This window comes from Bradyrhizobium sp. WYCCWR 13022 (genome assembly GCF_030435535.1).
Classification (GTDB): Bacteria; Pseudomonadota; Alphaproteobacteria; order Rhizobiales; family Xanthobacteraceae; genus Bradyrhizobium.
Window position 1 is genome coordinate 17,966 of record NZ_JAUIZJ010000023.1, and the last position, 22,833, is coordinate 40,798.

Annotated in this window: 25 protein-coding genes; 8 read left to right on the forward strand and 17 right to left on the reverse strand. The window is 64.0% G+C overall.

Features of this window, described 5'->3' with window-relative positions; translation table 11 throughout:
• Positions 1-194: 194 nt before the first annotated feature.
• Positions 195-848 carry a DUF2865 domain-containing protein gene (locus tag QY049_RS27035; protein WP_258765085.1) on the reverse strand — a complete coding sequence of 218 codons (654 nt, stop codon included), beginning with the start codon at positions 846-848 and terminating at the stop codon, positions 195-197.
• Between the two features lie 17 nt (positions 849-865).
• A complete protein-coding gene (locus QY049_RS27040) occupies positions 866-1,636 on the reverse strand; it encodes a L,D-transpeptidase (protein WP_258765084.1) in 771 nt (256 codons plus the stop codon).
• A 206-nt stretch (positions 1,637-1,842) separates the two neighbouring features.
• On the opposite strand from QY049_RS27040, the gene QY049_RS27045 reads away from it, so the two are divergent.
• The 6 genes from QY049_RS27045 (at position 1,843) to QY049_RS27070 (ending at position 6,407) form a co-directional block, all read left to right on the forward strand.
• Entirely contained in the window at positions 1,843-2,955 is a 1,113-nt protein-coding gene (locus tag QY049_RS27045) for an AI-2E family transporter (protein WP_258765083.1), read from the forward strand.
• An 80-nt stretch (positions 2,956-3,035) separates the two neighbouring features.
• Positions 3,036-3,407, forward strand: a complete 372-nt coding sequence (locus QY049_RS27050) for a YqjD family protein (protein WP_194482594.1) — start codon at positions 3,036-3,038, stop codon at positions 3,405-3,407.
• Positions 3,408-3,496: 89 nt separating this feature from the next.
• Entirely contained in the window at positions 3,497-3,949 is a 453-nt protein-coding gene (locus QY049_RS27055) for a hypothetical protein (protein WP_194479516.1), read from the forward strand.
• A 187-nt stretch (positions 3,950-4,136) separates the two neighbouring features.
• Positions 4,137-5,279: an OpgC domain-containing protein gene (locus tag QY049_RS27060; protein ID WP_258765082.1), complete on the forward strand. Its 1,143-nt coding sequence runs from the start codon at positions 4,137-4,139 to the stop codon at positions 5,277-5,279.
• 96 nt (positions 5,280-5,375) lie between these two features.
• On the forward strand, positions 5,376-5,990 hold the full coding sequence (locus QY049_RS27065; RefSeq protein ID WP_194479514.1) for a TetR/AcrR family transcriptional regulator: 615 nt from the start codon (positions 5,376-5,378) through the stop codon (positions 5,988-5,990).
• A gap of 57 nt (positions 5,991-6,047) precedes the next feature.
• On the forward strand, positions 6,048-6,407 hold the full coding sequence (locus QY049_RS27070; protein ID WP_258765081.1) for a RidA family protein: 360 nt from the start codon (positions 6,048-6,050) through the stop codon (positions 6,405-6,407).
• A 2-nt stretch (positions 6,408-6,409) separates the two neighbouring features.
• Here QY049_RS27070 and QY049_RS27075 read toward each other — a convergent pair whose 3' ends face one another.
• The 15 genes from QY049_RS27075 to urtA all read right to left on the reverse strand — a co-directional run bounded on the left by QY049_RS27075 (position 6,410) and on the right by urtA (position 20,400).
• On the reverse strand, positions 6,410-8,068 hold the full coding sequence (locus QY049_RS27075; RefSeq protein WP_194479512.1) for an HWE histidine kinase domain-containing protein: 1,659 nt from the start codon (positions 8,066-8,068) through the stop codon (positions 6,410-6,412).
• A gap of 298 nt (positions 8,069-8,366) precedes the next feature.
• A complete protein-coding gene (gene ureG / locus QY049_RS27080; RefSeq protein WP_194479511.1) occupies positions 8,367-8,990 on the reverse strand; it encodes an urease accessory protein UreG in 624 nt (207 codons plus the stop codon).
• Positions 8,991-9,145: 155 nt separating this feature from the next.
• Positions 9,146-9,874, reverse strand: a complete 729-nt coding sequence (locus QY049_RS27085; RefSeq protein ID WP_258766875.1) for an urease accessory protein UreF — start codon at positions 9,872-9,874, stop codon at positions 9,146-9,148.
• Positions 9,855-10,502, reverse strand: a complete 648-nt coding sequence (locus tag QY049_RS27090; RefSeq protein ID WP_301270218.1) for an urease accessory protein UreE — start codon at positions 10,500-10,502, stop codon at positions 9,855-9,857. Before QY049_RS27090 ends, QY049_RS27085 begins: the two co-directional genes overlap by 20 nt.
• Before the next feature lie 6 nt (positions 10,503-10,508).
• A complete protein-coding gene (locus tag QY049_RS27095; RefSeq protein WP_194479509.1) occupies positions 10,509-10,808 on the reverse strand; it encodes a putative quinol monooxygenase in 300 nt (99 codons plus the stop codon).
• A 140-nt stretch (positions 10,809-10,948) separates the two neighbouring features.
• A complete protein-coding gene (gene ureC / locus QY049_RS27100; RefSeq protein ID WP_194479508.1) occupies positions 10,949-12,664 on the reverse strand; it encodes an urease subunit alpha in 1,716 nt (571 codons plus the stop codon).
• A gap of 37 nt (positions 12,665-12,701) precedes the next feature.
• A complete protein-coding gene (locus QY049_RS27105) occupies positions 12,702-13,241 on the reverse strand; it encodes an HD domain-containing protein (RefSeq protein WP_194479507.1) in 540 nt (179 codons plus the stop codon).
• Between the two features lie 3 nt (positions 13,242-13,244).
• Positions 13,245-13,550, reverse strand: coding sequence for an urease subunit beta (locus tag QY049_RS27110; protein WP_194479506.1), 306 nt, complete (start codon positions 13,548-13,550; stop codon positions 13,245-13,247).
• An 11-nt stretch (positions 13,551-13,561) separates the two neighbouring features.
• Positions 13,562-13,864, reverse strand: a complete 303-nt coding sequence (locus tag QY049_RS27115; RefSeq protein ID WP_258765079.1) for an urease subunit gamma — start codon at positions 13,862-13,864, stop codon at positions 13,562-13,564.
• A gap of 24 nt (positions 13,865-13,888) precedes the next feature.
• Positions 13,889-14,719, reverse strand: coding sequence for an urease accessory protein UreD (locus tag QY049_RS27120; RefSeq protein WP_301270219.1), 831 nt, complete (start codon positions 14,717-14,719; stop codon positions 13,889-13,891).
• A 35-nt stretch (positions 14,720-14,754) separates the two neighbouring features.
• Complete coding sequence (gene urtE / locus QY049_RS27125) at positions 14,755-15,450, reverse strand: urea ABC transporter ATP-binding subunit UrtE (RefSeq protein WP_194479504.1); 696 nt, start codon at positions 15,448-15,450, stop codon at positions 14,755-14,757.
• Positions 15,451-15,453: 3 nt separating this feature from the next.
• Positions 15,454-16,215, reverse strand: coding sequence for an urea ABC transporter ATP-binding protein UrtD (gene urtD, locus QY049_RS27130; RefSeq protein WP_194479503.1), 762 nt, complete (start codon positions 16,213-16,215; stop codon positions 15,454-15,456).
• Between the two features lie 5 nt (positions 16,216-16,220).
• Positions 16,221-17,390, reverse strand: coding sequence for an urea ABC transporter permease subunit UrtC (gene urtC / locus QY049_RS27135; protein ID WP_258765078.1), 1,170 nt, complete (start codon positions 17,388-17,390; stop codon positions 16,221-16,223).
• Positions 17,387-18,997, reverse strand: coding sequence for an urea ABC transporter permease subunit UrtB (urtB, locus tag QY049_RS27140; RefSeq protein ID WP_194479501.1), 1,611 nt, complete (start codon positions 18,995-18,997; stop codon positions 17,387-17,389). Before urtB ends, urtC begins: the two co-directional genes overlap by 4 nt.
• An 80-nt stretch (positions 18,998-19,077) precedes the next feature.
• The gene (urtA, locus tag QY049_RS27145) at positions 19,078-20,400 is read right to left on the reverse strand and encodes an urea ABC transporter substrate-binding protein (RefSeq protein WP_258765077.1); all 1,323 of its coding nucleotides are present in this window, start codon (positions 20,398-20,400) and stop codon (positions 19,078-19,080) included.
• Positions 20,401-20,904: 504 nt separating this feature from the next.
• On the opposite strand from urtA, the gene QY049_RS27150 reads away from it, so the two are divergent.
• Both QY049_RS27150 and infA read left to right on the forward strand, forming a co-directional pair.
• Positions 20,905-22,470 carry a DEAD/DEAH box helicase gene (locus QY049_RS27150; RefSeq protein ID WP_258765076.1) on the forward strand — a complete coding sequence of 522 codons (1,566 nt, stop codon included), beginning with the start codon at positions 20,905-20,907 and terminating at the stop codon, positions 22,468-22,470.
• A 23-nt stretch (positions 22,471-22,493) separates the two neighbouring features.
• Positions 22,494-22,781, forward strand: coding sequence for a translation initiation factor IF-1 (gene infA, locus QY049_RS27155; protein ID WP_008131890.1), 288 nt, complete (start codon positions 22,494-22,496; stop codon positions 22,779-22,781).
• Positions 22,782-22,833: the final 52 nt, after the last annotated feature.

The window sequence follows — 22,833 nt, forward strand, 5'->3', positions numbered from 1 at the left end:
AATGAGCAATTCTACCGGCAGAGCCGCCAGCTGACCTCCTACTCGCAGATGCTTTTGACGCAAAGCCGCCAGCTCGGCGATCAGGGCAGCGATTTCCTGGGCAAGATCCGAGCGGCGTAAGGCCGCGGGAAGGCGATCGCCACATCTCGATGTCATCCTGGCGAAAGCCAGGATGACACCAGGCGAAGCACGTCCTACTCTTTTGCCACCACCGGCACCTGGCGGAATTTCGCGCGAATCTTGTCCGGTAATGGCGAGAAGTTCATCGCGACACCGCGGCGATCATTGGCGTTGCGGCTGGCGACGACGAGGCCGTCGCTCCCTGCCACGATATCGCCCTTGCGCAGGGTCGGGTCGTCCTCGATCTTGACCTGCGCCAGCCCGACCGGATCCTTGCCGTTACAGGTACAGCCCGCGACGATCTCGTTACGGTAGCGGAAGGCGTTGGGCAGGTCCGAATAGGATTTGCCCTTGTCCGTCGTGGCATCGTCGATATCGTTGCCATAGACCAGTGAGGTCTCTGACGCCGGACAAAAGCTCTTGCAGGACTGCGCCTTGCTCTCTGCATCCGCCCCTTGCGCCGGGAAGTAGCGGCCATCGCAGCCGCGCACGCAAAAGGCTGTGCCGCCGCCATAGGACGCACGCTGGCGCGGTGCGTCATAGCGCGGCATGTCGTCGTTCGGGAACGGCACGCGGATTTCCGGCGGCGGCCGCATGCGGAAGCCGCCGAACAGCGCCGAGAAAAAATCCTCCGCATGCGCCGACGGCGTCAGCGCAAGGCCGACGGAAGCGACCGCGACGAACGCAGCCGTTCCGCCGACGAGCTTTCTGATCGAACGTCTCATCATGTAACCTCGTTAAACTCCTAATCCACCGACGACGCAGAAATGTTCAGCGCCTGGCGCCCCGAATGCAGCGTCGTCACCACCGGCCGCTTGCGCACGGGATCGCCGCCGCGCGCCATCAGCGGTGCGTTCTTCGGCAGCACCACGACCTTGGCGCCGACGCTGACGCGGCTGAACAGGTCGGTCACGTCCTCGTTGGTGAGACGGATGCAGCCGGAGGAGACGAACTTGCCGATCGTGGTGGGATCGTTGGTACCGTGAATGCGGTACTCGCTGGAGCCGAGATACATCGCGCGCGCCCCCAGGGGATTGCCGGGGCCACCGGCGACGAATCGCGGCAGATAGGGCTGGCGCGCGATCATCTCTGCAGGCGGATGCCAATCCGGCCATTCTGCCTTGCGGCTGACGCTCTGCACGCCCGACCAGGTGAATCCCTCGCGGCCGACGCCGACGCCGTAGCGCAAGGCGCGTCCGTTACCGAGCACGTAGTAGAGATAGGTGTTGGCAGTATCGATCACGATGGTGCCCGCCGGCTCGTTGCGGTCGAAGCTGACGATCTGCCGGCGCAGGCGATCCGGCAACACCGCATCCTCGTCGGCGGCTTGCGGCGCTTCGCTCGCATAACCCTGCGAATAGGCCTGATCCTGCGGATAGAACTGCGGCTGCATCGCCGCGTAGCCGAGCGTTTGCGCCTGGGCCGCGATCGGCATCGTCAGCAAAGCTGTCGCAAATGCACAGGCGGTGACGACGCGCGGCGAAAAGCTGCGACGGACTAACGAGAACTTTGTCATGTGCTGCCCCGTTGGATGTGCATCTGGGTGATGCTGCTGTCCCGTAAACGCCGCAGCGCCGACTCAAGTTCCGGCGCTTCGTGCGGTCGCCGAGTCACAGTCAAGCGAGTGCGACTTCACGAAGCCGCGATGGAACCCCGCCGGCCGCAGCGCGTTGTCGCTCCATCAATGCGCGCTCGGAGGCTTTCCGTGCGGGGAGAGATATTGTGCGCGTCCTTCCCAGTGAACGACTGATTTCCGGCGACAACGAAGGCACCCCGCTTCCCGACAGCCATAGCGAGCTGCCGCCGGTGATCCGGCGCACCGAGTTCGTCGCCTTTGCCTTGGCCGGCCTGCTCCTGATCGGCGTTGTCGCCGTGCTCTACGTCGCCAAGGCGTTTTTCCTGCCAGTGGTGATGGCCATCGTTGCCGGCACCATGCTGTCGCCGGCCGCGACCTTTCTGGAAAAGCGGCGGGTGCCGCGAGCCGTCGGCGCCGTCCTCATCGTCATCGCCGTAACCGCGATGGTCGCCTTCGTGTTCGCGCTGATTGCAGCACCCGCCATGGAGTGGAGCTCGCGCCTGCCGGAGCTCGGCGCGCAGCTCAAGGAGAAGATGCATGTCTTCGACCGGCCGCTGGCGTTGTGGCGGGAGCTTCAAGGCATGGTCGGCGGCTCCGAGGGGCTGCCGAGCTTCCAGCTTCCCAAGTTCGAATGGGTGCAGCCGACGCTGGAATTCCTGTCGCCGACCTTCGCCGAATTCCTGCTGTTCTTCGCGACCCTGATTTTGTTCGTCGCAAGCTGGCGCGATTTGCGGCGCGCATTGATCATGACGTTCGGCGAGCGCGACGCACGGCTGCGCACGCTGCGGATCCTGAACGAGATCGAGGTCCATCTCGGCAACTATCTGCTGACGGTGACCATCATCAATATCGGTGTGGGCATCGCGACCGGCATCGTTTGCGCGCTCACCGGCATGCCGAATCCGGCCGGCCTCGGCGCCCTTGCCGCGGCCCTCAACTTCATCCCCATCATCGGACCGGTCGCGATGTTCGTCGTTCTGGTCGTGGTCGGGCTCGTCGCCTTTCCGACCCTCGGCGGCGGGTTGATGGCCGCGCTCGCGTTCGGCGGTGTCACCTTCATGGAAGGGCACTTCGTCACGCCGACCATCATCGGCCGCAGGCTCGCGCTGAATGCGCTCGCCGTGTTCATCGCGCTCGCTTTCTGGACCTGGCTGTGGGGCCCGATGGGCGCGTTCCTGTCGTCACCCCTGCTGATCGTCGGGTTGATCCTGAAGGAGCACCTGATGCCGGAGAATTCGCCGCAGCTTCCGCAGGCGTGAGGCCCGCCGCGAAACGGAACTTCCCCGAAGACAAGGCGTTTTCCGGCTATCAGCGCCGCCGACAGTTTTGGAGCCCCTTGATGTCAATGAGCAATGGCGAAACCGGGATGAGAGACTGGACCGACAAAGCCACCGCAGAACGCCTCGAGAAGGATGTAGCAGCCGTGAAAAGCGATATCGCCGCCCTCACCGATCAGATCACCGACGCCCTCAACACGTTCGCCAACGCCACGGGCAAGCAGGCCCGGCGCGGTTACAAGCAGGCGCGCGACAACATGGATTCGACGTTCGACGATTTCTCCGAGCGCGGCAGCGCGATGATGGGCGCGGCGCAGGACGCCTACGGCTCGATCGAGGAGACGCTGGAAGATGCGATCACGCAACGGCCGCTCGCGACCGTGGGCGTCGCACTCGGCATCGGCTTCCTGGTCGGTTTTGCGTGGCGCCGCTAGACGCCCGATAGATCTTGCGGTCACGACGGCCTATGCCGACGTGACCGGCTGGTGACGAATTGGCTTGTGGGGATCCGAGGAGCAAGACCGTGTTTCAACGCATCATCGACGGCATCAGCGCATCGACGGGTACGACCGTGCGGCTGACCTCGCTGGCGGCCGGTGCGGCGTTCGCGCTGTTCGTCACCACATGCTTCCTCTGCGCGGCAGCCTTCATCGCGGTGCTGGAAAAGTACGGCCCGGTGCAGGCCTGCCTCGCTGGCGCCGGTATCTTCTTCCTGCTGACGCTGGCAGCCGCCGGGACCTATTGGGGTTACAAACGGCAGATGCGGACGCGCGCGCGCATTGCCGCCGAACGCGCTGCGAAGGCGGCCCCGAGCATGCTCGCCGATCCCATGTTGATTGCGACGGGCTTGCAGGTCGCCCGCGCCATCGGCGTGAAGCGGCTCTTGCCGATCCTGGCCATCGGCGGCGTTGCACTCGGAATCATGGCGAGCCGTGCCGGCGCTGCGGACGAGGCTTCGGCCGAGCCGGCCGAGTAAGGCGAGACCGCACTAAGAAAGTTGCGCCGACGGCCGGACGAACAAGCCGATCGAAATTCAACAGCCCATTTCCGCGCAATCTTTCATCACGCGCGGTCATCCCCTGCTGGCTTCACGCAATCGCTACTCGGATAGGCAGGCGGTTGCCGCTAAAAGCATCGCCCTGATTCCAAATGAAATCTTTAGCATGAAGCCGTCTGTCAGGGCGAACCTCGCCGCATTCCATCACGACGCCAGGCTCTATTTGACGCTCGGGATCGCCAATTGGTCGGTGTTCGTCGACCACATCCCGAACAACGTCGTCAACCTCCTGACGCTGCGCAATTTCGGCTTCAGCGGCGCGGCAGACCTGTTCGTGTTCGTCGTGGGCTTCGGCGTTGCCATCATCCATGGCAAGATGGCGGTCGAGCGCGGCTATGTCGTCGCCGCGACGCGCATCTTCCGCCGCGTCTGGCGGCTCTATGCCGCCTACGTCGTGCTGTTCGTGATCTACATCGACGCCATCGCCTATGTCGCGTCGCAGTCGATGGCGCCGGAGATCATCAGCGACTACAACATCTCGGGTATTCTCGAGCACCCGCTGCGCATCCTGGTCCAGGGATTGGTGCTCCAGGAAGAACCGCTCAACCTCGACCTGCTGCAGCTGATGATTCCGCTGATGGCCTTCTTCCCATTCGCATTGTGGGGCCTGCTGCGACGTCCGAACCTGACTCTGGCCGCATCTGTCGCCCTGTATCTCGCTGCGCGCCGGTTCGGCTGGACCTTTCATGCCTATCCCGACCTGGAATGGACCTTCAATCCGTTCTGCTGGCAGATGTTGATGGTACTGGGCGGCTGGTTCGCGGTGACCGGCGCGTCAGGTCACGGCCTGCGCCGCCTGCCCTGGCTCCGGGAGCTCGCGGGTGCCTATCTCGTCGCGGCGATGGCGATCACCCTGATGCGGCACTCGCCGACGCTGTCCGCCTATTTGCCTGACATCGCGCTCGACGGCATTTCGTCGACCGACAAGGAAAGCCTCGCGCCCTATCGCGTGATCCATTTCCTCGCGCTGGCCTTCATCGCAACCCATCTCATTCCGGCCGACCATCCGGGGCTGCAATGGAAGCCGCTGCAGATGGTGATCAAATGCGGCGAGGAATGGCTCGCCGTGTTCTGCGTCGGCGTGTTCCTGTCCTTCGCCGGGCACCTGATCCTGATCACCGGCGCCAATCTGGTCGTCATGCAGATCGGGGTGAGCCTCGTCGGTTTCGCCGCGATGACGGCTGTGGCCTACTATATCTCCTGGTCGAAGCGGCAGGACGCGCCCGCGGCCTTTCGGCAGCGCGCCTAGCCGGGACATCAGCGCGATTCCGCTAGGACCGGCGCCGCGCCTGCGCTATGCGGGACGAGGCGGCCTGCGGCGGCGCCTCTGTGCAGGGAGACCGGCTTGGTCATAGCGAAAGGCACCTCCGATACGGTCACGAGTGCGCCCCGGCGCGGCCGGCCGCGCTCGATCGAGACCACCAATGCCATCCTCGAAAGCGCCTACTCCCTGATGGCCGCGACCGGCCTTGCCGCGACCACGATCGACGCGGTGGCGCGCCATTCCAACGTCTCCAAGATGACGATCTACAAATGGTGGCCGTCGCGGGAGGCACTGCTGATCGACGCCTTTCTCCATCACGCCGCCCAAATGCTGCCGCTGCCGCCGGTGAGCGCGGGTACGCCCGCGGTGCGCGCGCGCCGCCATGCCGCGGCCTATGCCGAGGCCCTGCAAGGCGAGTTCGGCAAGGTGCAACTGGCCGTCATCTCCGAATGCATCTCCAAGACAGGCTCGGCGGAGCTGTTCTATGCCCGCTATCTCCAGTTCCGCCGCGACGCGCTGGTTGAGATGATCGCAACAGGCCAACGCGACGGCAGCATTTTGGCCGAAGCGCCGGCCCAGGATCTCTACGACGCGATCTATGGCAGCCTGTTCTACCGCTACATCTTCGGGATAGCGCCGATCACGCCGGCCTATGCGCGATCTCTGGTCGATCTGGTGTTGCGGCCGAAAGGCTAGACTTGGCGCCGGATCCGACAAAATCTCACCCTATTCGACAGGAGCATTGTTCTCATCATGATCAGGCGCATCTTGCCATACGAAGGGCTGCTCCACGAAGTGGTCGAGCATGCGGGCGTGCTTTACATCGGCGGGATCGTCCCCGAGGACACGAGCCTCGACATGTCCGGTCAGGCAACCGACGTGCTCGGTCAGCTGTCGCGGCTGTTGGAGACGCTCGGGTCCGACGTAGCCAACGTCTTGCAGGTGACCATCTTCATGACCGATCTGAGCGAGAAGGCCGCGTTCAATGCGGCCTGGAAGGCGCACTTTGCGGAAGCTCATTTGCCCGCGCGTGCCGCCGTCGGCGTGGCCGATCTCGGCCCGGGCGTGAAACTCGAGATGACCGCCATCGCGGCTCGCATGAATTCGACCTGAAGCTACCGCACCGCCTTCACCGGCTGCGACAGCTTTTCCGTTCGATCACGCTCGGTCATATCGACGACCGTCTCCATCGGCGCAGTCAGCTCATAGACGTAGGAGACGTCGGTGAAGTAGCGCTTGGCGGTGCCGCCGAGCGCTTCGGGCGCGACACGGTCGAGCAGGATCAGGCCGAAATCCGAATCCGGCCTGCGCGTCGCCTCGCTGGTGTTGAACTCCTCCCAGCGGAAGTGAAACACCGTCTCGGGCTCCTCGCCCGTCACCGTCCAGTTCGCGGTGATGTGCGGATGCTTGCCGACCAGCGACAGGCCTTCGTCCGAATGCGAGGCCAGCTCGAAGAACAGGAGCGAGAGGCTTTGCGCGGCGCGCGCGCTGACCGCGATGTCCGGACCGCTGACCGCGATCCGATCGGCATGCGGAATGGCGCGCGCTTCGAACAGGCCCTTCAGCTTGACGCCCTGCCACTGGCTCTCGCTGAGCAGCGAGACCACGTTGGACATCGCGTGGATGCGGCCGATCAACAGCTCGCGCGCGACGTCGATGTCCGAACCATGGCGCAGGGTTCGCGTTACGATCGACTGGATCACGGCAAGGATGTTCTTCACGCGATGATTCAGCTCGTCGATGACAGCCGTCAGCCGCCGCTCGAATCCGATCCGCACCTGGATCTCGCGGCTGAGCCTCAGGTTGTTGTAGGCGACGTAGCCGAACAGGCCGCACACCATCGCGGTGATGGCGAAGCCGATCGCCGCCACGATGATCGCGGTCTGCTCGGCACGCCGCGCCGAATTGGTCTTGGCGTAATAGCCGAGCTGCCAGTCGCGGCCTCCAAAGCTGATGGTGCGCGTTGCCGACGGGGCCGGGCCGTCCGGCGACGTCATCCGGGTGGAGACGACGCCCTGGTCGTTGGCAATCAGTTCACTGCCCTCCTTGCGCGGGTCCTTCAGCGCGACCGAGAACAACGAAAGATCGTCATTGGTCAGCATCAGCGAGGCGAGCTCGTAGGAGAACGTGATGAACCCAACCGGCTCGGTGGCGCCCTCGGGGATGACGGGAGCGGCGACGATGACGCCGATCGGACCGTTCCCGCGCAAGAGGGGTACCGGGTCGGAGGCGACCGACCGCTTCTCGACCCTGGCCCGCGTCAACATCGCGCTGCGAACCGGATCGTCATCGTAACTGCGGCCCGGGAGTGCCTTCGTCTCGTCGCTGCGCGGCTCGAGGTCCATCAGCACGTCGATCGGATGGGTGAGGCTGGCGGGGTCGATCGGCTTGTCGCTGTAGTCGCGAATCTGGGGCTTCGGGAAGCCGGCGGTCGCGATCGCGGTCTGTGCCGCAGCGAGTTCGCTCGGCTGGAGCCGGGCGATCCAGCCGGCCACCACGAAGTCGGTCTTGAAGGCGTAGATCGCCGATCGCAGCGGCTCCAGCATATTGGGTTTCAGCACCGACGGCGCGCGGAACAGGCCTGAGGCGACACGCGCCAGTAGCTCACGCTCGGTCGACCTGTCCTGGACTAGGCTCGCATGAACGTCGATCGCGCGCGCCAGCGCAATGCGATCCAGCGCCAGCTCCTGGTCGTGGACACGATAGGCCGCAAGCCCCGAGAGCAAAGCTCCGAGCAGAGCGATGAAACCGATGATGAAACCCAGCCGGACCACGCGACTACTCAGGCGAAGTCGGGAGGTCGGCAATAAACACGGAGCATATGAACGCCGCTCGAACGGCCATGTGCCGAAACAGGGTGGAGCCCAGTGGCAGGGATAATGACGGAGGAGGCATCTGTACGCAACTTGGGTCGCCCAAAAAGCTTAATCCGCCCGGCCGAACGTCTGGCCAGGAACGGCTTTGCCGGGGCACAGGAGGTAGATAATCGCCGTGTCCGAAATTTGTTCCGCAAACGCGGATCTGCCCCAGACGTTAACGGCGGAAATGCCTGCGCCATCTCGCCGCGGCCGATCAGCCCGCTCGTTTCAGCCCACCTTTGGTCTCGATGAAGCCGACGATGCGGTCGAGGCCTTCGCTCTTCTTCAAATTGGTCATGACGAAGGGACGCTCGCCGCGCATGCGCTTGGCGTCGGTATCCATCTTCTCGAGGGACGCACCGACATGGGGCGCGAGATCGATCTTGTTGATGACCAGAAGGTCCGAGCGGGTGATGCCGGGGCCGCCCTTGGACGGGATCTTGTCGCCGGCGGCAACGTCGATGACATAGATGGTCAAATCGGCCAGCTCCGGGGAAAAAGTGGCGGCGAGATTGTCGCCGCCGGACTCGATCAGCACGAGATCGAGCCCGGGGAATTTGGCGCGCATGTCCGCCACCGCAGCGAGATTCATCGAGGCGTCCTCGCGGATCGCGGTGTGCGGGCAGCCGCCGGTCTCGACGCCGGCGATGCGGTCCGGCGTCAGCGAGCCGGAGCGCACAAGGAATTCCGCATCCCATTTGGTGTAGATGTCGTTGGTGATCGCGGCGATGTCGTAACGCTCGCGCATGGTCTTGCAGAGCAGGTCCATCAACGCGGTCTTGCCCGATCCGACGGGGCCGCCGACGCCGACACGCAAAGGGCCGTGAGAAGTTGCCATCGAGATTGTTTCCTATCGTCGTCCTGGCAAAAGCCAGGACCCATTACCACCGAACTTTGTCGTCGTGGCAAGCCGAGGCCGCACGGGTGCACGCGCAGTAGCGGCTATGGGTCCTGGCTTTCGCCAGGACGACGACGGAGTGCACAGCCCGACCGTCATGACCGAAACAGCCGCGTATATTGCGTCTCGTGCCGCAGGCTGGCGAGATCGGCGCGGAAGGTGGCGCTGCCGAGATCGTCCAATGTCGCGTTCAGCGCCCGATTTGCGGTCACCGCGACGGCGGTTTCCAGCGTGACCAGCACACGCTGGCTGTCGGTCTGGCCGAGCGGAACGAGCCGGCTCGCCGCAGAAATCCAGTTCGAGACCAGCGCATGCAGCAAGGCGTGCAGTGTCGGGGCCAGCGGCACGCCATGCATCGCGGCAACGACGCCGACAGCGACGGGATAGACCAGCGGCGTCCGGCACGCCGCGACCATGGCATCCAGGCCCACGGCATCCCACGCCGCGCGGGAGATTTCGATGAAGGCTCGGCCCTGCGAAGTGGTCTCGAGCTGCCGCTCGCGCGAGGGCACGAACGCGGCCGCGAGTTCCGCAATATCGCACAGAGTGTTGTCGTCGCCGGCTTCGGCAGCGCGATAGGCATGAACCAGGAAGGTCGCATCGCAAAAGCCGGAGCCATCACTGAGCATCGCGTCGAGCCAATCGGCGAGCGTTGCGATGTCGGCGATATCGCCGGCTTCGACCGCCCATTCGATGCCGCTGGAATAGGAGAATCCGCCGACCGGAAACGCCGGCGACAGCCACGTCATCAGCCGGTACAGCGCCGCAGCCTCGCGGTCGGCGAGGTCGCCCGCGCTGACAGGCTCATTTGTGGTCATGAGCATGTTTGTGGCCGTGGTGATGGTCGGGATGGTCGCAGTGTTCGTCGTGGTGGTGGTGATGATCATGATCATGCGCGGCATGATCGTGCTGATGGTCATGGCCGCGATGATCATGTTGATGATGGCCATGATCATGGTGGCCGTGACCATGATGACCATGCTCGTGATGTGCATGGTCATCGTGTCCGTGCGCATGGCCGGTATCGGCATAGGCACCGCCTTCGGGATCGAACGGCGCCTCGATCTCGATCACCTTCGCGCCAAGTCCCTGCACCATCGCCTCGATGACGTGGTCGCGGCGGATGCGCAGGCTCTTGGCCATGAGTTGCGTCGGCAGATGGCGATTGCCAAGATGCCAGGCGACGCGGATCAGATGGTGCGGGTCGCGGCCGCGGATCTCGAGCAGCGGCTCGGGTGCCGCGACCACTTCGACCAGACGGCCGTCCTCCAGCACGAGCGCATCGCCGCCGCGCAGTGCCACCGCATTCTCCAGGTCGAGCAGGAATTCCAGGCCCCGCGTCCCCGTCATCGCCATGCGGCGACGGTGCCGATCGTCGAAATCGAGCACGACCGTATCCGCCGGCATTTCCGTGAAGCGGTGCTGTCCCTTAACCTGCGTCGCCCGGATCATGCGCTGTTACCTCGTCTCGACCTTCTCGGGCGTGATGACTTCGATCTTCGGGGGCGCGGTGAAGCACTTCACCGCGACACGGCCGAACGTCTTCATGTGCTCCTGGCCGCGATGCGGCACGAGCGCCTCGGCATTTTCCCACTGCTCGACGAACACCATCTTGGTGGGGTCGGTGACGCTTTCGTGCAGATCGTAGGCGATATTGCCGGGCTCCTTCCGCGTCTCCCTGATGCAGGCGGTGGCGGCTGCAATGAATTCGGCGCGGGTTTCGGGCTTGATGGTCAAGGTGGCAACGACGTAGATCACGAGAAATCCTCCCGGCTTTTCTTCTGAAGGGTTAGATACCGGCCGGGACATTAGACCAGCCGGGATCGAACGCAAAACCGGAAAAGCCGCCCCAGGACATGCAATCGGCATGCGCCGGGGACATGCGTCGAGGCGCTATTTCAGTACATGAAATATCGCTGCGCCATCGGTAGCACCTCGGCAGGCGGACAGGTCAGCAGTTCGCCGTCGGCGCGCACCTCATAGGTCTCCGGATCGACCTCGATATTTGGCGTGGCGTCGTTATGGATCATGCTCTTCTTCGAGATCTTGCTGCGGGTATTCTGGACCGCATAGAGCTTCTTCTCGATGCCAAGCTTTCGCGCAAGGCCGCCCGTGATGGCAGCCTTCGAGGTGAAGACGACGGAGGATGCCGTGCGCGCCCTGCCGAAGGCGCCGAACATCGGCTGGTAGTGCACCGGCTGCGGCGTCGGGATCGAGGCGTTGGGATCGCCCATGGGCGCCGCGACGATTGAGCCGCCCTTGACGATGCAGTCGGGCTTGACACCGAAGAAGGCCGGGGACCACAGCACCAGATCGGCCAGCTTGCCCTTCTCCACCGAGCCGATCAGCTTCGACACGCCATGCGCGATCGCCGGATTGATCGTGTACTTGGCAATGTAGCGCTTGACGCGGAAATTGTCGTTGTCCTTGCCCTTGTCCTGCGGCAGCGAGCCGCGCTGCTTCTTCATCTTGTCCGCGGTCTGCCAGGTCCGGATGATGACTTCGCCGAGGCGGCCCATCGCCTGCGAGTCCGACGACATCATCGAGAGCGCCCCGAGATCGTGCAGGATATCCTCGGCCGCGATGGTCTCCTTGCGAATGCGGCTTTCCGCGAACGCCAGATCTTCCGCAATCGACGGATCGAGGTGGTGACACACCATCAGCATGTCGAGATGCTCGTCGATGGTGTTGCGCGTGAAGGGCCGCGTCGGGTTGGTCGAGGACGGCAGCACGTTCTTGAGCCCTGCGACCTTGATGATGTCAGGCGCATGGCCGCCGCCGGCGCCTTCGGTGTGGAAGGCGTGAATGGTACGGCCCTTGAAGGCCTTGATGGTGTCCTCGACGAAGCCGGACTCGTTCAACGTGTCGGAGTGCAGCATGACCTGGATGTCGTAATCGTCGGCGACCGACAGGCAGTTGTCGATCGCGGCCGGCGTGGTGCCCCAATCCTCGTGCAGCTTCAGCGCACATGCGCCGGCCTTGATCATCTCGACCAGGGCTGCGGGCCGCGAGGCGTTGCCCTTGCCGGAAATGCCGAGATTGACCGGGAAGGCATCGAACGACTGGATCATCCGCCCCATGTGCCAGGGTCCCGGCGTGCATGTCGTGGCGAAGGTACCGTGCGAGGGCCCGGTGCCGCCGCCGAGCATCGAGGTGACGCCTGACATCAGCGCATGCTCGATCTGCTGCGGACAGATGAAATGGATGTGGCTGTCGAAGCCGCCGGCGGTGAGGATTTTTCCCTCGCCCGCGATCACATCGGTGCCGGGGCCGATGATGATGGTGACGCCCGGCTGGATATCGGGATTGCCGGCCTTGCCGATCGCCGAGATCATGCCGTCCTTGATGGCGACGTCGGCCTTCACGATGCCCCAGTGATCGACGATCAACGCGTTGGTGATGACCGTATCGGCCGCGCCCTGCTTGTTGGTGACCTGCGACTGGCCCATGCCGTCGCGGATCACCTTGCCGCCGCCGAACTTCACCTCCTCGCCATAGGTCGTGAAATCCTTCTCGACCTCGATGATGAGATCGGTGTCGGCCAGCCGCACCTTGTCACCAGTGGTCGGGCCGAACATGTCGGCGTAGACGGAACGCTTCATCTTGACGGACATCACAAGCCCCGTTTGCGTTTGAATTCCAGTTCAGTGCTCACAGCGAGGCCCTCGCTTTTCGCACCATGTCGTCGAATCTCGCGTCGAGCCAGGCGTTACCGCCACGGCAGCCGGCGACGACCTGCTCGGCCCAGCCGGCATAATCGGCGAGATCGTCGCGCTCGTCCGCAGTCGGATCGGAATGAATACGCGCGCCGATATTGCTGACCTTGTCGGCGATCTTGATCAGCTTTGCGCTGGCCGATTTCTTCGGCGCCTCGACGACCTGCAGGCGCCGCCGCTCGGCCTTCGACAGACTCATGTCGTCGGTGCATTCGACGACGAGGGAGGCAACCCGGTCGGAGAATACCTGCGCCAGCTCGTCGCGCGTGGTGTCGGTATCCTCGATCACATCGTGCAGCCAGCCAGCCGCAACGAGCTCGGCATCAGCGCCGTCAGTCGCCGTTGCCACCAGGTTCGCGACCTCGGCGAGATGGTTGATGTAAGGCTCGTTCCCCCGCCCCTTGCGCGCCATGCCATTGTGCCGGCGCGCGGCCAGCTCAGCAGCTTCCGAAATGAGGCGAACGGCGGGAAGCATGAATCACAGCTTCCCCATCACGTCACCGCGGAAGCCGTAGATCGTCTTCTTCCCCGCGAGCGCGACGAGCTGGACGTTGCGGGTCTGGCCGGGCTCGAAGCGGACGGCGGTGCCGGCGGCGATGTCGAGGCGCATGCCGCGGGCTTTCTTGCGATCGAACTTCAGCGCCGGATTGGTCTCGAAGAAATGGTAGTGCGAGCCGACCTGTATCGGTCGGTCGCCGGTGTTGGCGACCGTGAGCGTCACAGTCTTGCGGCCGGCATTGAGCTCGATCTCGCCGTCCTGGATGAAGAGTTCGCCGGGGATCATGCTTCTCGCTCCTACCTGATCGGTTCGTGCACGGTGACGAGCTTGGTGCCGTCAGGGAACGTCGCCTCGACCTGGATGTCGTGGATCATCTCGGGGATTCCAAGCATCACCTGGTCGCGGGTGAGCACCTGTGCGCCCGATTGCATCAGCTCGGCGACCGTGCGGCCGTCGCGCGCGCCTTCGAGGATGAAATCGGAGATGATCGCGATCGCCTCGGGATGGTTGAGCTTGACGCCGCGATCCAGTCTGCGACGCGCCACGATCGCCGCCATCGAGATCAGAAGCTTGTCCTTTTCGCGGGGAGACAGGTTCATGAAGAATCTCTTCCGTTCAAATCGTCAATTCAGCCAGAGCCGCGGCAAGGCCGCACCCGTGCACGCCAGCACGGCCATCATGTCGGCACGCAAACGCGCCGCATCTTGGGCACAGAACCGCGCCATTGCAAAGCCATTCCAGGCGGATATTCCGACCTCGCCGGCAAAAGAGCCCGAGGCTTCGCGAATGCGTTCGACCAGCGCCTCGTCGCCGGGCACCATCAGCGCCGTACCGATCGCAGCACCTGCCTTGGCGACCACCGACCGCGCCAGCTTTTCACCGATCTGGCCGTCGAGCCTGATGGTCTCGGCAAAAATCAGTTTGCCGCCACGGCGCAGCCGCCAGCGGTCGACGAATTCGCCCTGTTCCAGGCGCTCGCCCATGGCGGTGCGGCCGAATACGACAATCTCGCAAAGCAGTAGCGAAGCGGCGTTATCGAGTTCGATGTCGAAGCGGCGATGCACCCGTGCGCGGTCGAAGAGGATCGTCTCCTGGGGCAGCCAGCCGAGGTGCGCGTCGGCACCAACCTTCAAGGAAATGTTGAGCTGCGCCACCGCCCCCGGCGCGCGATAGATCTTTTCAGCGGCCGCCGTCGTCAGCGTCAAACGCGAGCTATCTGCGGCCGAGATCTCGATGTCGAACCGATCGCCGCCGGCAACGCCTCCGGCCGTGTTCACGAACACCCCCGACAGGCCGTCGTCCTCCGGCGAGGGAAAGCGCACACGGAGCGAGCCGGATTCATGCAGGGCGCCCCGCCGCGTCACGCCGTCACGGGCGTGCACGTCGAAGCGCACCGCGCCTCGAGCACGATTGGCTTCAAACACCGAAGATATCGCTAAAGCGTCGCTGCGCATCCGTCTCCCCAGCCGGCCGCGGCAGAAATCTGGAATTACAGCGCCATCTGGCGGCTGATTTCGGCCGGGTCGAGATTGGAGCGGTCGCAGGTGAACTTCACCGCACCGCGATCCATCACCGCAAAACTGTCGCCGAGTTCGCAGGCAAAGTCGAGATATTGTTCGACCAGTACGATGGCGATGTTGCCGAGGTTGCGCAAGTAGGAGATGGCGCGGCCGATGTCCTTGATGATCGAGGGCTGGATGCCTTCGGTCGGCTCGTCCAGCAGCAGCAGCTTCGGCCGCATCACCAGCGCGCGCCCGATCGCGAGCTGCTGCTGCTGGCCGCCGGAGAGATCGCCGCCGCGCCGGCCGAGCATGGATTGCAGCACCGGAAACAGCGAGAACACGTCGTCCGGAATGTTCTTGTCCTGGCGCTTGAGCGGACCGAAGCCGGTCTTGAGATTTTCCTCGACCGTCAGCAGCGGAAAGATCTCACGGCCCTGCGGCACGAAGCCGATGCCTTTGCGCGCCCGCTCATAGGGCTTGAGGCCGGTAATGTCGCTGCCATCGAACACGATTGCGCCCGAGGAGATCGGATATTGCCCGACCATGGCGCGCAGCAACGACGTCTTGCCGACGCCGTTGCGCCCGAGCACGCAGGTCACTTTGCCCGGCTCGGCCGCGATCGAGACGCCGCGGAGCGCCTGCGCCGCGCCGTAGAACAGGTTGATGTCCTTGACCTCAAGCATCGCTCAGCGTCCCAGATAGACTTCGATGACCCGCTCGTTCGACGAGACCTGGTCGATGGTTCCTTCGGCGAGCACGGTGCCTTCATGCAGGCAGGTGACCTTGACCCCGAGCTCGCGCACGAACGTCATGTCGTGCTCGACCACCATGACGGTGTGGGTCTTGTTGATTTCCTTGAGCAGCTCGGCGGTGAGATGCGTCTCGACGTCGGTCATGCCGGCAACGGGCTCGTCGACGAGGAGCAGTTTCGGATCCTGCGCCAACAGCATGCCGATCTCGAGCCACTGCTTCTGGCCGTGGCTGAGGCTGCCGGCGAGGCGGTTGCGGGCGTCGGTGAGACGGATCGTCTCCAGCACCTTGTCGATGCGCTCGGACTCGGCCTTGCTGCCGCGCCAGAACAGCGTGCCCTTGACGCTGTGGTCGACATTGAGCGCCAGCAGCAGGTTGTCCTGCACGGTCTGGCTCTCGAACACGGTCGGCTTCTGGAATTTGCGGCCGATGCCGAGCTCGGCGATGCGGGTCTCGTCCAGCCGCGTCAAATCGGTGACGCCGTCGAACAGCACCGTCCCCTCGTCAGGCTTGGTCTTGCCGGTGATGATGTCCATCATCGTGGTCTTGCCGGCGCCGTTCGGGCCGATGATGGCCCGCATCTCGCCCGGCTCGAGCGTCAGCGACAGATTGTTGATGGCATGGAAGCCGTCGAACGAGACGTGTACGCCGTCGAGATAGAGCATCGCGGATGTCGCGCGGGTATCCATGACGTTCATGACAGCTACTCCGCCATCTTGGGTTCGGTGATGGCGTCTTCGGCCGCCGCACTTGCAGTGGCCGACGCAGAGCGCTTCTCTTTCGACTGATCGCGCCAGGCATTGAAAGTGCCGACAATGCCCTTCGGCAGCAGCAGCGTCACCAGGATGAACAGCGCACCCAGCATGAACAGCCAGTACGGCGCCAGCACGCCCGAGGTGAAGAAGGTCTTGGCGTAGTTGACCACGATGGCGCCCAGCGCCGCGCCGATCAGCGTGCCGCGCCCGCCGACTGCGACCCAGATCACCGCCTCGATCGAATTGCCCGGTGCGAATTCGGATGGATTGATGATGCCGACCTGCGGCACATAGAGCGCGCCCGCGACGCCCGCCATGCAGGCCGACAGCGTGAATACGAACAGCTTGTAGGACTCGACGCGGTAGCCGAGGAAGCGGCTGCGGGATTCCGCGTCGCGGATCGCGATCAGCACCTTGCCGAGCTTGGAGGACACGACCGAGCGGCAGATCAGGAAGCTGAAGATCAGCGCCAGACAGCTCAGCGCGAACAGCGCCGCGCGCGTGCCCTCGGCCTGAACGTTGAAGCCCAGGATGTCCTTGAAGTCGGTCAGTCCGTTATTGCCGCCGAAGCCGAAATCGTTACGGAAGAAGGCGAGCAGCAGCGCATAGGTCATCGCCTGCGTGATGATCGACAGATACACGCCAGTGACGCGGGAGCGGAAGGCGAGCCAGCCGAAGCAGAAAGCGAGCAGGCCAGGTACGAGCAAGACCATCAGCGCGGCGAACCAGAACATGTCGAAGCCGTACCAGGTCCAGGGCAGCTTCGAGTAATTCAGGAACACCATGAAGTCGGGCAAGACAGGATTGCCGTAGACGCCACGGGCGCCGATCTGCCGCATCAGATACATGCCCATGGCGTAGCCGCCGAGCGCGAAGAAGGCGCCGTGGCCTAGCGAGAGGATGCCGCAATAGCCCCAGATCAGGTCGATCGAGAGTGCGAGGATCGCGTAGCAGACATACTTGCCCCAGAGCGCGACAAGATAGGTCGGCACCTGCAGGAACGAATCCGACGGCAGCAGCAGGTTGGAGAGCGGGATGAGGATGCCGCAGGCCGCGACGACGGCGAGGAAGATCGCCGCGCCGCGGTCCAGCGATCGCGTCAGCATGTGAGGGGTCATGCTTCCACCGCACGGCCCTTGAGCGCGAACAGGCCGCGCGGCCGCTTTTGAATGAACAGGATGATCAGGACCAGAATCGCGATCTTGCCGAGCACGGCGCCTGCGACCGGCTCCAGGAACTTGTTGGCGATGCCGAGCGTGAAGGCGCCGACCAGCGTACCCCAGAGATTGCCGACTCCGCCGAACACCACGACCATGAAGCTGTCGATGATGTAGCTCTGGCCGAGATTGGGGCTGACATTATCGATCTGCGACAGCGCCACGCCGGCAATGCCGGCAATGCCCGAGCCGAGCCCGAAGGTCAGCGCGTCGACACGCGAGGTGGCGATGCCCATCGAGGCCGCCATGCGGCGGTTCTGCGTCACCGCGCGCATCTCCAGGCCGAGCGCGGTGTAGCGCAGCATGGCGAGCAGGATCGCGAATACCGCAAGCGTGAAGACGAGAATCCAGAGCCGGTTGTAGGTGATGGTGATCTGGCCGAGATCGAACGCGCCGCTCATCCAGGAGGGGTTGCCGACCTCGCGGTTGGTCGGGCCGAACATGGTGCGCACCGCCTGCTGCAACACCAGCGACAGGCCCCAGGTCGCGAGCAGCGTCTCCAGCGGCCGGCCATAGAGGAAGCGGATGATACTGCGCTCGATCAGCACGCCAATGGCGCCGGCGACGAGGAAGGCGAGCGGCACGGCAATCAGCAGCGAATAGTCGAACAGTGCGGGATAGCGGGTGCGGATCACCTCTTGCACCACGAAAGTGGTGTAGGCCCCGATCATCACCATCTCGCCATGGGCCATGTTGATGACGCCCATCACGCCGAAGGTGATGGCGAGCCCGATCGCCGCCAGCAGCAGTACCGAGCCGAGCGACAGGCCGTACCAGGCATTCTGCACCGTCGACCAGATCGCGAGCGAGTTCTGGATCGAGCCGATCGCGCTCGTCGCGGCCTTCGATACGGAGGCCGGCTGGTCGGAGCCGATGTCGGCCAGCAGCGCCAGCGCTTCCTGATCGCCGCGCGCCCTGATGGTGGCGACCGCTTCGAGCTTCTGCACTTCGGTGGCGTCGGACTTGAACAGCAGGATCGCCGCGCGCGCTTCGCCGAGCGCAGTCTTGACCGCTTTGTTGGTTTCCTTGGCAAGTGCGCTCTCGACGGGATCGAGCGCCGTCTCTTCGTGCGACTTGAAGACGGATTGAGCGGCCTGGAGCCGCGTATCGAGATCGGGCGACTGCAGCGTCAGGCTGCCGAGCGCGGCATCGACGCTGCGGCGCAGGCGATTATTGAGGCGAACAGCGCTGGCGCTGTCGGGTACGCTGGCAACGGCCTCACCGGTCGCGGCGTCGATCGACTTGCCGTCGGTACCCGTGACGTAAACCTTCTTGCTGTCGGGATCGGCCATGAGACGACCGTCCTGGAGCGCGCTGATGATCGGAAAGGCGAGCTTGTTGCCGCTGCTTGCGACTACGCCGATCGCGTCATCGGTGTCGGAAAAATCGTCGTTGGCGAATTTGGCGACCGCATCCTCGAACGGACCGGCAAAGGCCGGCAGCGCGAACGCGATCAGGAACAGCGAAAGGACAAGGGTCGAGAGACGAGCAGATAGTTTGGTTGGCACTGGATCACCCCGGCAGAAGTGGGGAGAAGGCGGCGGAATAGCCGCCTTCTCCCGTCGTGCAGTCGAATGTCAGATCCGGATCAGGAGCCGGAGCCGAGGCACTTGTTGGTCTTGGTGTTGAAGTTGCCGCACTTCTTGCCGACCCAGTCGCCGATCAGGTCCTTGGAGCCGTCGAGCTCCTTCGACCATGCGTCGCCGGGGACGAGGCTCGGGGTCTTCCAGACCACGTCGAACTGGCCGTTGCCCTTGATCTCGCCGATGAACACCGGCTTGGTGATGTGGTGGTTCGGAAGCATCTTGGCGATGCCGCCGGTCAGGTTCGGCGTCTCGATGCCGGGAAGCGCGTCGATCACCTTGTCCGGATCGGTCGACTTCACCTTCTCGACCGCCTTCACCCACATGTTGAAGCCGATCACGTGGGCTTCCATCGGGTCGTTGGTCGTACGCTTCGGGTTCTTGGTGTAGGCCTGCCAGTCCTTGATGAACTTCTCGTTCGCCGGGGTCTTGATCGACTCGAAGTAGTTCCAGGCGGCGAGATGGCCGACCAGCGGCTTGGTGTCGATGCCGGCGAGTTCCTCTTCACCCACCGAGAACGCGACCACCGGGATGTCCTTCGCCTTGATGCCCTGGTTGCCGAGCTCCTTGTAGAAGGGGACGTTGGCGTCGCCGTTGATGGTCGAGACCACCGCCGTCTTCTTGCCGGCCGAGCCGAACTTCTTGATGTCGGCCACGATCGTCTGCCAGTCGGAGTGACCGAACGGCGTATAGTTGATCATGATGTCTTCCTGGGCGACACCCTTCGACTTCAGATAGGCTTCCAGGATCTTGTTGGTGGTGCGCGGATAGACGTAGTCGGTGCCCGCGAGCACCCAGCGCTTCACCTTTTCTTCCTTCATCAGGTAGTCGACGGCGGGGATCGCCTGCTGGTTCGGAGCAGCACCGGTGTAGAACACGTTGCGCTCGGACTCTTCACCCTCGTACTGCACGGGGTAGAACAGGATGTTGTTGAGCTCCTTGAACACCGGGAGCACCGACTTGCGCGACACCGAGGTCCAGCAGCCGAACACGACCGAGACCTTGTCCTTGGTAATCAGCTCGCGCGCCTTTTCGGCAAACAGCGGCCAGTTCGAAGCGGGGTCGACAACGACGGCCTCGAGCTTCTTGCCGAGCAAGCCGCCCTTCTTGTTCTGCTCGTCGATCAGGAAAAGGATGGTGTCCTTCAGCGTGGTTTCGCTGATGGCCATGGTGCCGGAGAGGGAGTGCAGGACGCCAACCTTGATGGTGTCGTCCGCGGCCTTCGCGCCGGAAATGGACGCCAGACCGAGCATCAGTCCAGCGGTCGCGGCGAGCACGCCGCGGCGGCTAAATGACGCCGCTATATCGTGAATGGATTTGGTAGGCATGGATGTATCATCTCCCTGACGCAGACGTGAAAAACGCTGCGAAACGGCCCCACGGCCGCCTGCGATTAACGGAATCGCAAGAACCATGCCATGGCCTGGGCACCTGCCAAGTGATTGGTCAGTCTCAATAATTTCGCCGCAATCAAACTTTAGCCGCGATCCGACTGCTCAAAACTTGAGCGAATAAAATGTATGCTTACGCGGCAGTCAGTTCATTTTTTGAGCAAATCAGTGTCGCTGGCTAAAATTCCGGCATAACTATTTTTGCACTGCAATCGACGTCAGCCGACGATCCGCCTTGAATGCGCCCCGTCAATGTTCCATATGAGGGGGGAGATCGCTTGCGAATCGAGCGATCGTAGCGAGCCGCGTGTTCTTAAGCCCTTACGGGCCTCTGGCTTGCCCCATATCCTCCAAGCCATCCGACACCCCAAACACGCAGGTGTCTTCTCGACACCCTTTTGCGCGCGCCCCGCTGATTGCGTCGGGCCGATCGCATTTGACATGGAAAGAACCCATCTTTTGACTTCGTTTCAGGACTTCGGCCTCGCCGAACCGATCGCACGTGCTCTCGCCGAAGAGAATTACGTCACCCCGACCCCCATCCAGGCCCAGACGATTCCCACGGCCCTGACCGGCCGCGACGTCGTCGGCATCGCCCAGACCGGCACCGGCAAGACGGCGTCCTTCGCGCTGCCGATCCTGCACCGCCTGCTCGAAAACCGCATCAAGCCGCAGCCGAAGACCGCCCGCGTCCTGGTGCTGTCGCCGACCCGCGAACTGTCCGGCCAGATCCTCGACAGCTTCAACGCCTATGGCCGCCATATCCGCCTGTCCTCGACGCTGGCTATCGGCGGCGTGCCGATGGGCCGCCAGGTCCGTGCCCTCATGCAGGGCGTTGACGTGCTGGTCGCGACCCCCGGCCGCCTGCTCGACCTCGTGCAGAGCAACGGGCTGAAGCTCGGCAGCGTCGAGTTCCTCGTGCTCGACGAGGCAGACCGCATGCTCGACATGGGCTTCATCAACGACATCCGCAAAATCGTCGCCAAGCTGCCGATCAAGCGGCAGACGCTGTTCTTCTCGGCCACCATGCCGAAGGACATTGCCGAGCTCGCCGACGCCATGCTGCGCGATCCTGCCCGCGTCGCGGTGACCCCGGTCTCCTCGACCGCCGAGCGCATCAACCAGCGCATCATCCAGGTCGACTTCGCGTCCAAGCCTGCCTTCCTGACCAAGCTCCTGAAGGACGAACCGATCAACCGAGCCCTGGTGTTTACCCGCACCAAGCACGGCGCCGACAAGGTGGTGAAGACGCTCGAGCGAGCCGGTATCCCCGCGAGCGCCATCCACGGCAACAAGTCGCAGAACCATCGCGAGCGGACGCTGGCGCAGTTCCGCTCCGGTGAGATCCGCACCCTCGTCGCCACCGACATCGCCGCCCGCGGCATCGACGTCGACGGCATTACCCACGTCATCAATTTCGACCTTCCCAACGTCCCCGAGACCTATGTGCACCGCATCGGCCGCACCGCGCGTGCAGGTGCCGACGGCACCGCGATCTCGCTGGTCGCCGGCGGCGAGGAGCTCAGCTATCTGCGCGACATCGAGCGGCTGATCCGCGTGGCGCTGCCGCGCGAGGATCTGCGTACCGATGCGGGCCGCCGCGACCCGGGCGCGCCGGCGCCGCAGCAGCGACAGGGGCGGCCGGGCGGCCGCCCGGGCCAGCGTCCGCAAGGCGCACGCCACGGCGACGCACGGCGCAGCGAGGAACGGCATGGCGACGGTCGCCACCACAGCTCCGGCAAGCCGGGCGACGGACGGCCCGGTGAGGGCCGCCACGGCGAGGCACGGCACGCCGACGGCAGGCATGTGGACGCACGGTCCGGCAATGGCTCGAAGGGCTCTCGCCGCCGCCGCTCCGGTGGTAAGATGCACTCATCGTCAAACGACCGCCCGGAACAGCGTTCCGCGCATAGCGCGGGGGCGCCTGATGGGATACAAGGCGTGGCCTTTTTGCGCCGTGAGAGTCGGCCGAACGGCCACCCGAACCGCAAACCCCATTCGCACTAGCCGTCCACGACCTGGAGAAATTCATGGCTAAGGAAGAGCTGATCCAGTTCGAAGGACTGGTCACCGAAATCCTCCCCGACGCGCGCTACCGTGTGCAGCTCGACGCCGGGCACGAGATCGTCGCCTACACCGCCGGCAAGATGAAGAAGAACCGCATCAAAACGCTGGCGGGAGACCGCGTGACGGTGGAGATGTCGCCCTACGACCTCGAAAAGGGCCGGCTGATTTTCCGCCACAAGGACGAACGTCCGAGCGGAGTGGGTGGACCTCCCCGTCCTGGACAGCGCGGCGGCCAGTTCCGTCGCCGTTAATGGGCTCCCGCGCGTGAGCGCGGCATTAAAATGCCGACCAATATGCTGATCC